Below are 8,676 nucleotides of genomic sequence, written 5' to 3' on the forward strand. Positions count from 1 at the left end.
TCGGANNTNTGTATGNGNNCGNNNCGGCCGCCGGGTCCGGTGCGGGCGCGGGGGCCGTGTCGGGGGCGGCGGCGCGGAGCCTGCGCGCGCGGCGCCCGTCGCCCGTGGCGTCCCGGGTCCCGGCGGTCGCGGCCTGCTCCTCGGGGAGGTCGTCGTCGACGTCGCGGCGGCGGCCCGGCAGGGCGAGGACGAGCAGGACGACGGCGAGCGCGCACTGGGTCCAGGTCCACGCGGTGCGGGTGAGCGGCGTGTCGTAGGTCAGGTCGAGGCGCCCGCCCTGGGCGGGCAGCCTGAAGCCCTGCGCCCAGCCGTCGACGGTGGTCTTCTCCAGGGGTCTGCCGTCGAGGGTGGCGTGCCAGCCGTCGTCGGCGCGGTCGGCGATGCGCAGGACGCGGCCCTCCGCTCCGGCGGGGATGTCGCCGTGCGCCTCGACGGGGCCGGAGCCGACGGGGACGGGTTCGGCACCCGCCCCGGTGCTTCCGGCGGCACCGGTCGCCGCGGGGACGATGACGGCGCGGGCGACCTGGCGGTCGACCCGCCACAGGGCGCTGCCGTCGCGCTGGCTGAGCCGGCTGAGGCCGGGGGTGGCGTCGAGGACGCGGGCCATCTCGCGGGGCGCGCCGTCGCGCACCAGGACGTAGCGGACGGCGAAGCCGCCGAGCTCGGCGGCTTGGTCGGCGCCGGAGCCGGCGACGAGGTGGGCGACGACCTTGTCGAGGCGCGGGTCGCCGCCGCCCGCGGCGGTCAGCTCGGCGTCGCCGAGGCGGGCGCCGGAGCCGCGGAGGAGGACGTAGGCGACCTTGGCGGGTGACGTGCCGTCGAGGACGAGGGTGCGGGGCTGGTCGCGGGTGACGCTCTCCTCCGCGACGAACGCGGGCACCTGGACGGGGTCGCGGCGCTCCAGGGGCCCCGCGGCGCCGCCGATCATCCAGTTGGCGGCGGAGACGAGGGGGCCGGCCGCGGCGGCGAGGGCGACGAGGGCGGCGACGGGCTGGCGCCAGCCGAAGCTCTGCGCGGCGACACGGGTGCGGCCGCCCTCCGCGCCCAGCGCGCCGGCGGCGATGAGGGCCAGGCCGTAGATGAGGGTGGCGGGGCCGGCCCAGCCGGTGGCGCGGTCGCCGGCGCCGTTGGTGACGACGGCGAAGAGGAGGGCGACGAGGGCGACGGTCCAGGCACTGCGGACGGCGAACCGGCGCTCCGCCCGCAGCAGGGCCGCGAGGGCGGCCAGGACGAGGCCGAGCAGGACGAGGCCGCCGACCGTGCGGGGGCCGCCCGGGCTGGTGCCGAGCAGGTCGAGCGCGGACGCCGGGCCCGTGCGGATCTGCGTGCCGGCTTCCCGGAGGAAGGCGGCCGGCTCGGTCAGCAGGGACAGCGACCAGGGGGCGAGGACGAGCAGCGGTGTGCCGGCGACGGCGAGGAGGCGCAGCCCGTACGCGGTGAGGTCGTCGCGGCGCAGGACGAGGGCGGCGAGGCCGAGGACGACGGCGAGGGGCCAGACCACCGGGGTGAAGGCCGTGGTGAACGTGAGGAGCAGGGCGTACGCCCAGGTGGCGCGCCAGCTGCCGCGCGGCGCGCCGGGCCCGCCGCCGCGCAGTCCGTACGCGGCGACGGCGGCCCGGGCCATGAGGGGCAGCAGGATCGCGAGGACCGCGGTGCCGAGCCGGCCGGTGGCGAGGGCGCCGGTCGCGGCGGGGAGGAAGGCGTAGGCGACGGCGGCCCACGCGCGCAGGAGCCGCGACTCGACGAGGGAGCGGGAGGCGAAGTACGCGGTGAAGCCGGCGAGCGGTACGGAGCAGACCAGCAGCACGGTGACCGCGAAGCCGGTGGAGCCGAGGAACAGGCCGGACAGCGCGGCGAGCAGGGCGAGGTAGGGCGGGGCGCTCTGGGTGCCGCCGGTGCCCAGGGGGTGCCAGGCGTCGGCGTACCGGCTCCACAGGTCGCCGACGCCGTCGGGGACGGGCAGGAGCGCGCCGCCGGCGAGGGAGCCGCCGCCGAGGAGGCCGCGGCAGGCGATCAGGGAGACGAGCAGCAGCAGGGCGAAGAGGACGGGGCCCGGCTTGTGGGCGATCTTCCTGAGCCGGGTGAACTGCTCGACCTCCAGGTAGTCGGCGTCGTCGCCGCCGGGGCCGGACTCGACGGCGCCGTGCCGCGACCCGCCGGCGTCCGCCTCGTGGCCGCCGAAGTCGGAGGCGGCCTGTTCGATCGCGGCGCGGACGGTGGCGCCGGGCGGCGGGAAGAGGGGCCGCAGTTCCGCGGGGTCGCCGGCGCGGGGGGCGCGGCGGCGGGCGGCGACGATCCGCTCGGGGCGGAGGAGGACGCCGCACAGGCCCATGACCTCGTCGACGGCCTGGACGGGGGCCTTGCCGACGAGGTAGGCGAGGGTGCGCAGGAGGGTGCCGAGGACGAGGCGGACGAGGACGTACGGCAGGGCGGCGGCGCGCGTGTTGGCGAGGAGGGTGTAGACGGCGCCGGCCTTGTCGACGCGGTGCGGGTTGGCGACGGAGCGGCCGGCGCAGTCGACGGTGCGGCGTTCGCGGGAGGCCGCCTCGGCGTGGCGGAGGACGGCGTCGGGGGCGACCAGGACGCGGTGGCCGGCGGCGTGGGCGCGCCAGCACAGGTCGACGTCGTCGCGCATCAGGGGCAGGTGGCGGTCGAAGCCGCCGAGCTCTTCGAAGACGTCGCGGCGGACGAGCATGCCGGCGGTGGAGACGGCGAGGACGGGGCGGATCTGGTCGTGCTGCCCCTGGTCCTGTTCGCGGCGGTCGAGGCCGGTCCAGCGGCGGCCGCTGCGGGCGATGGTGACGCCGACTTCGAGGAGCTGCTTGCGGTCGTACCAGCCGAGGAGCTTGGGGCCGACGATCGCGGCGTACTCGTCGGAGTCGGCGACGCGGAGGAGCTCGGCGAGGGCGTCGGGGGCGGGCGCGCAGTCGTCGTGGAGGAGCCACAGCCACTGGACCGGTTCGCCGTGCGGCAGGTCGGGCATCTCGTGGGCGTCGTCGCGCCAGGTCTTGCCGACGGGGTCCCAGCCGCTGGGCCGCCTCAGGTAGGGCAGGTCGTCGGGGCCGAGGACGGGCGCGGCGCGGACGGCCTCCCCGACGGCGGCGCCGAAGCCGGTGCGGCGGGCGAGGTGGAGCACCCGCTCGTCGCCGATGGCCTCCCCGACCAGCCGGGCGGATTCGTCGGCGCTGCCGGTGTCGGCGGCGACGGCGTACTGCACGGGGCGCTCCTGGCCGAGGAGTCCGGCGAGGGCGTCCGGCAGCCAGCGCGCCCCGTCGTGGGAGACGAGCACGGCGGTGACGACGTGCCGCGGGAACTCGGGCTGCGCGGGGGGAGCGGTGGGGAACGCGGCTGTGGTGGCGGACATCGAGGTACGGGCCCTCCGGCCGGGGGTCGCCCGCGTCGCGGGGCGTCGGAGCGTCTTTGACGGGGCTCCACACTAATGGCTGGCACGACGGCGGCCCGCCGCCTGTGGACAGAGCACAGGCGGCGGACCGCCGGGGGAACGTATGGGTGATGTCCGCGGCCGGGCGGCGGCTGCCGCCCGGGGCTCCGGGCCGGAGGCTCCGGGAGGGGTCAGACGGCGGCCTTCTTCAGGCGGCGGCGTTCACGCTCGGACAGGCCGCCCCAGATGCCGAATCTCTCGTCGTTGGCGAGTGCGTACTCGAGGCATTCCGAACGGACCTCGCAGGCGAGGCAGACCTTCTTGGCCTCGCGCGTGGATCCGCCCTTCTCGGGGAAGAAGGACTCGGGGTCGGTCTGGGCGCACAGCGCGCGCTCCTGCCAGCCGATCTCCTCCTCCGCGTCCTCGACCAGCAGTTCCTGGAACAACTCGGTCATCTGCGCCCCTCGTCTGTCTCTCTACGTCCCCGTGATGCCGCCGCTTCCCGTTTTCGGCTGAACGACACGAGCGAAATTACAAGTGTGTAGCTCCGGGCCCGTCAAGCCGGGATCTGCTATCGGCCCCGGTATTCACTCTGCGGAACCAAGCCGACGGGGAAAGTGTTCAAATCAGTAAAAAGAGACACCCTCCCCGGCCCGTTCCGCGCCCCGCCTCCGACCGCCCCTCCCGGAGGAGGACGACCGGGTCCGCGGCCCCGTTGCGGCCGGGCCGGCGAAGCGGCCCGGATCACAGCCGGATCGCGGCACCCGGAGGGGTTCGCGCGACGGTCCCTGCGGCGTGTGTCCCGCACCCGGCCGGCGTAAACCTCCCTCTTCGGCGACCTGGCCGACGTGAACCTCCCCGCCGCCGGCCCGGCCGGACGGGGTGGAGCACCGCCGCCTCGCCGGCCACCGGGTTGACAGGAGGAATCCGGCCGGTCCACCGTTGGGGCATGCCAGCGACCGCAGCGCCCTTCGCGACCCACGCGGCCCGTGGGTTCCGCCGCGCTGTCCACGCGCGCTGCTGCTGTTCCTGCCGCTGACGCCGTAGCGCTCCGGCCCTTCCCCCTCGGGCGAGTCCCGCGCCGCGCCCCCGCGCGCCCGGCGCCGCCGCACCCGCCCCGCCCCCCCGAACGGCTCCTTCGATCCTCCGAGGAAACCCAGCACCCGTGAACAGCGACAGCGACCTCCAGATCGCCGGCGACATCCTCGCCGTCCAGCACCTCCTGCAGCCCGCCAGGGAACACCCGGGCACCGTCGCGGAGTTCGCCGGCCTCGCCCGCTCCATCGCCGCCGACCGCGCCCTGTGGGCGCCGCTCGTCGAGTACGACGCCACGAGCCGCTGGTACCACCGGCTGCGCACCGGGCCCGGCTACGAGGTGTGGCTGCTGTCGTGGCTGCCCGGACAGGGCACCGGGCCGCACGACCACGGCCGGTCGTCGGGCTACTTCACGGTGCTGGAGGGCGGGCTGACGGAGCGTACGCCGGGGGGCGTGCGGACCCTCACCGGGGGCGCCGCGGGCGCTTCGGGCCGGGTCGTCGCCCCCGGGCGGGTCCACGAGATCGTCAACGACTCGCTGGAGCCGGCCGTCAGCCTGCACCTCTACTTCCCGGGCCTCACCGAGATGCCGATGCGCGGGGCGGCCGGGGTTTTCCACAGTTTCGCCCCGAACGCCCGGAACACCGTGCCCGCCTGACAGACTGCCCGCATGCGCATGGTGGTTCTGGCCGGTGGCATCGGTGGTGCCCGTTTCCTGCGCGGCCTCAAGCGGGCCGCGCCCGACGCGGACATCACGGTCATCGGCAACACAGGTGACGACATCCATCTCTTCGGGCTGAAGATCTGCCCCGACCTGGACACGGTGATGTACACCCTCGGCGGCGGCATCGACGAGGAGCGGGGCTGGGGGCGCGCGGACGAGACCTTCACCGTCAAGGACGAGCTCGCGGCGTACGGCGTCGGACCCCAGTGGTTCGGCCTGGGCGACCGCGACTTCGCCACGCACATCGTGCGGACCCAGATGCTGGGCGCCGGCTACCCGCTCAGCGCGGTCACCGAGGCGCTGTGCGACCGCTGGCGCCCCGGCGTGCGGCTGCTGCCGATGTCGGACGACCGGGTCGAGACGCACGTCGCGGTCGAGATCGACGGCGAGCGGCGGGCCGTGCACTTCCAGGAGTACTGGGTGAGGCTGCGCGCCTCCGTCGAGGCGCAGGCGGTCGTGCCGGTCGGCGCCGAGCAGGCCGCGCCCGCTCCCGGAGTGCTGGAGGCGATCGCCGAGGCGGACGTGGTGCTGTTCCCGCCGTCCAACCCGGTGGTGAGCATCGGCACCATCCTCGCCGTGCCGGGCGTCCGGGAGGGCATCGCGGAGGCCGGCGTCCCCGTCGTGGGCCTGTCGCCGATCGTCGGGGGCGCTCCGGTGCGCGGCATGGCCGACAAGGTCCTCGCGGCGGTGGGCGTGGAGGCGACGGCCGCCGCGGTCGCCCGGCACTACGGTTCGGGGCTGCTGGACGGCTGGCTCGTCGACACCGTCGACGCCGGCGCGGTCGCGGAGGTGGAGGCCGCGGGGATCCGCTGCCGGGCCGTGCCGCTGATGATGACCGACGTCGACGCGGCCGCGGCGATGGCGCGCGAGGCGCTGGCCCTCGCGGAGGAGGTGCGCGGATGACCGCCTCGTACCGGGTGTGGGCCCCGGAGGGGATACCGGAGGTCGCGAAGGGCGACGACCTGGCCGCACTGGTCGCCGCCGCCGAACCGGACCTCGCGGACGGCGACGTCGTCCTCGTCACCTCCAAGATCGTGAGCAAGGCGGAGGGGCGCGTCGTCGCCGCCGAGGACCGCGAGGCGGCCGTCGACGCGGAGACCGTCCGCGTCGTCGCCCGGCGCGGCGCGCTGCGGATCGTCGAGAACCGCAACGGCCTGGTGATGGCCGCGGCGGGTGTCGACGCGTCCAACACGCCCGCCGGGACGGTCCTGCTGCTGCCCGAGGATCCGGACGCGTCCGCCCGCGCCCTGCGCGCCGGGCTGCGCGACCGGCTCGGCGTCGACGTCGGCGTCGTGATCACCGACACCTTCGGCCGGCCCTGGCGCAGCGGGCTGACGGATGTCGCGATCGGGGCGGCCGGGGTGCGGGTCCTCGACGACCTGCGGGGCGGCACCGACTCGTACGGCAACCCGCTCGTCGCGACGGTCGTGGCCTGCGCCGACGAACTGGCCGCCGCCGGCGACCTGGTCAAGGGCAAGGCGGCCGGGCGGCCCGTCGCCGTCGTGCGCGGCCTGCCGCACCTGGTGACCGGGCGCGGCGAGGACGGCCCGGGCGCGCGGGCGCTGGTGCGCGGCGCGGACGACGACATGTTCCGGCTGGGCACTTCGGAGGCGGTACGGGAGGCGGTCACCCTGCGCCGCACCGTGCGGGAGTTCACCGACGACCCGGTCGACCCCGGTGCCGTACGGCGCGCGGTGGCCGCGGCGGTGACGGCGCCCGCGCCGCACCACACGGCGCCGTGGCGGTTCGTGCTGCTGGAGAGCGCCGCGTCGCGGACCCGGCTGCTGGACGCCATGCGGGAGGCGTGGATCGCGGACCTGCGGCGGGACGGGCTCGACGAGCGTGACGTCGCCCGGCGCGTCCGCCGCGGCGACGTCCTGCGCAACGCGCCGTACCTGGTGGTGCCGTGCCTGGTGACGGACGGCGCCCACCACTACGGGGACGCGCGCAGGGACACCGCCGAGCGGGAGATGTTCGTGGTCGCGGCGGGCGCCGGGGTGCAGAACCTCCTGGTGGCGCTGGCGGGCGAGCGGCTCGGGTCGGCGTGGGTGTCGTCGACGATGTTCTGCCGCGACGTGGTGCGGGAGGTGCTGGACCTGCCGGACGGCTGGGACCCGATGGGCGCGGTCGCGGTCGGGCGGCCGGCGGGACCGGTGAAGCCCCGGCCGGCACGGGACCCGGAGGACTTCCTCACCGTGCGGTGAGGCCCGCCGGACCTGTGCGGCGGGGATCTGCGCCACCGTGCGGCGGGTGCCGCGGGCCCCGCCGCACGGCCCGCCNGGGCGGCCCGCGGAGACCGCCCCGCCGGGGGCCGGCCCNNNGGCGGGGCCGACGGCGGGCGGAGGGCCGGGAGGCACGCCGCGGGGTCGCGCCCGCCGGGGTCGCGCCCGCCGGGGTCGCGCCCGCCGGGGTCGCGTCCGCCGGGGTCGCGTCCGCCGGGACCGGACGTCAGGGGCGCCCGCCGGGGACCGCCCTCCGAGGGCCGCCTCGTCGAGGGCCGCCTCGCCGAGGGCCCGGCCCGAAGAGGAGGAGCGGGGGCGGGGCGGTCAGAGCGCGGCGATGTCGCGCGGCGTCATGCGCGGGGCGCGGCGGGGCGGGACGCGGCCGCCGAGCAGGATCAGCCGGGCGGCGCGGTGCCGCTGCCCGGCGTACGGCTCCAGCAGCTCCAGCATCCGGGCGTCGTCCGCGTCCCGGTCGTCCGCCAGGGCGTACCCGACGATGCCGGGCAGGTGGTAGTCGCCGGTCGTCACCGCGTCCGGCGCGCCGTTGCTGCGCTGGACCGTCTCGGCGGAGGTCCACGGGCCGATGCCGGGGACCAGTTCCAGCCGGCGCCGGGCCTCCTCGGGCGCCATGCCGGCCGCCTCCTCCAGGCGGGAGGCGACCCGCACGGCACGGAGCACGGTCGCCGAGCGCTTGCCGTCGACTCCCGCGCGGTGCCACTCCCAGGAGGGGATGAGCGCCCAGGTACGGGGCTCCGGCATCACGGAGAGGCGGAGTCCGGCGGGAGCGCCGGGAGCGGGGTCGCCGTACCCGCGCACGAGCAGCCGCCACGCGCGGTACGCCTCGTCGGTGGTGACCTTCTGCTCCAGGATCGACGGGATCAGCGACTCCATCACCAGACCGGTGCGCACCAGCCGCAGCCCGGCGCGGCGCCGCCGGGTCAGGGCGAGGAGCCGGTGGCGGGGGGTGAACGCGTCCGGGTCGTCCGCCTCGCCGAGCAGCACGGGGAGCCGGTCGAGGAGCCAGTCCGCGCCGCTCCCCCACGCCTCGGCCTCGACGGTGCCGCCGCGCGCGGTGATCCGCAGCGTGCCGGGGCCCGCGGGCGTGCGGCAGGTCCGCCAGAACGCCCCGTCGGGCGTGGCCCGGAAGGTCGGGTCGCCGGGGCCGCGCCGCAGCGGGCCCAGGGTGAGCCCGAGGTCCAGCGGCCACGGCGGCACCCAGCTGCGCCGCCGGGACGGCACCGGGGTACCGCCGGGCCCGACGGGTGAGGGGACCGCGCGCCGCCCCGCGACCGGCCGCGGCGGCTCAGCTGGGT

Annotated in this window: 5 protein-coding genes and 1 pseudogene; 3 read left to right on the forward strand and 3 right to left on the reverse strand. The window is 77.1% G+C overall.

The window, feature by feature from the left end:
* Positions 1 to 24 precede the first annotated feature (24 nt).
* Together MW084_RS10655 and MW084_RS10660 are read right to left on the reverse strand one after the other, a co-directional pair.
* Positions 25 to 3,364, reverse strand: a pseudogene (locus tag MW084_RS10655) (glycosyltransferase); the annotation flags it as partial.
* Positions 3,365 to 3,573: 209 nt separating this feature from the next.
* Positions 3,574 to 3,837, reverse strand: a complete 264-nt coding sequence (locus MW084_RS10660) for a WhiB family transcriptional regulator (RefSeq protein ID WP_010472751.1) — start codon at positions 3,835 to 3,837, stop codon at positions 3,574 to 3,576.
* Between the two features lie 710 nt (positions 3,838 to 4,547).
* On the opposite strand from MW084_RS10660, the gene MW084_RS10665 reads away from it, so the two are divergent.
* The 3 genes from MW084_RS10665 to MW084_RS10675 are packed head-to-tail and all read left to right on the forward strand — an operon-like array spanning position 4,548 to position 7,345.
* Positions 4,548 to 5,075, forward strand: a complete 528-nt coding sequence (locus tag MW084_RS10665; RefSeq protein ID WP_010472749.1) for a cysteine dioxygenase — start codon at positions 4,548 to 4,550, stop codon at positions 5,073 to 5,075.
* A 12-nt stretch (positions 5,076 to 5,087) separates the two neighbouring features.
* Entirely contained in the window at positions 5,088 to 6,044 is a 957-nt protein-coding gene (cofD, locus tag MW084_RS10670) for a 2-phospho-L-lactate transferase (protein ID WP_010472747.1), read from the forward strand.
* On the forward strand, positions 6,041 to 7,345 hold the full coding sequence (locus tag MW084_RS10675; protein ID WP_010472745.1) for a coenzyme F420-0:L-glutamate ligase: 1,305 nt from the start codon (positions 6,041 to 6,043) through the stop codon (positions 7,343 to 7,345). The genes cofD and MW084_RS10675 overlap by 4 nt, the downstream gene beginning before the upstream one ends.
* Before the next feature lie 342 nt (positions 7,346 to 7,687).
* On the opposite strand, the gene MW084_RS10680 is transcribed toward MW084_RS10675, so the two are convergent.
* Positions 7,688 to 8,676, reverse strand: a 989-nt coding sequence (locus MW084_RS10680) for a DNA-3-methyladenine glycosylase family protein (protein ID WP_420833737.1), incomplete at its 5' end; no start/stop codon positions are given.

The organism is Streptomyces sudanensis (assembly GCF_023614315.1).
GTDB classification, from domain to species: domain Bacteria; phylum Actinomycetota; class Actinomycetes; order Streptomycetales; family Streptomycetaceae; genus Streptomyces; species Streptomyces sudanensis.

Coding starts and splice junctions, on each gene's coding strand:
- MW084_RS10660 (WP_010472751.1), bottom strand. CDS start 3,837: ATGACCGAGTTGTTCCAGGAACTGCTGGTCGAGGACGCGGAGGAGGAG.
- cofD (WP_010472747.1), top strand. CDS start 5,088: ATGCGCATGGTGGTTCTGGCCGGTGGCATCGGTGGTGCCCGTTTCCTG.
- MW084_RS10675 (WP_010472745.1), top strand. CDS start 6,041: ATGACCGCCTCGTACCGGGTGTGGGCCCCGGAGGGGATACCGGAGGTC.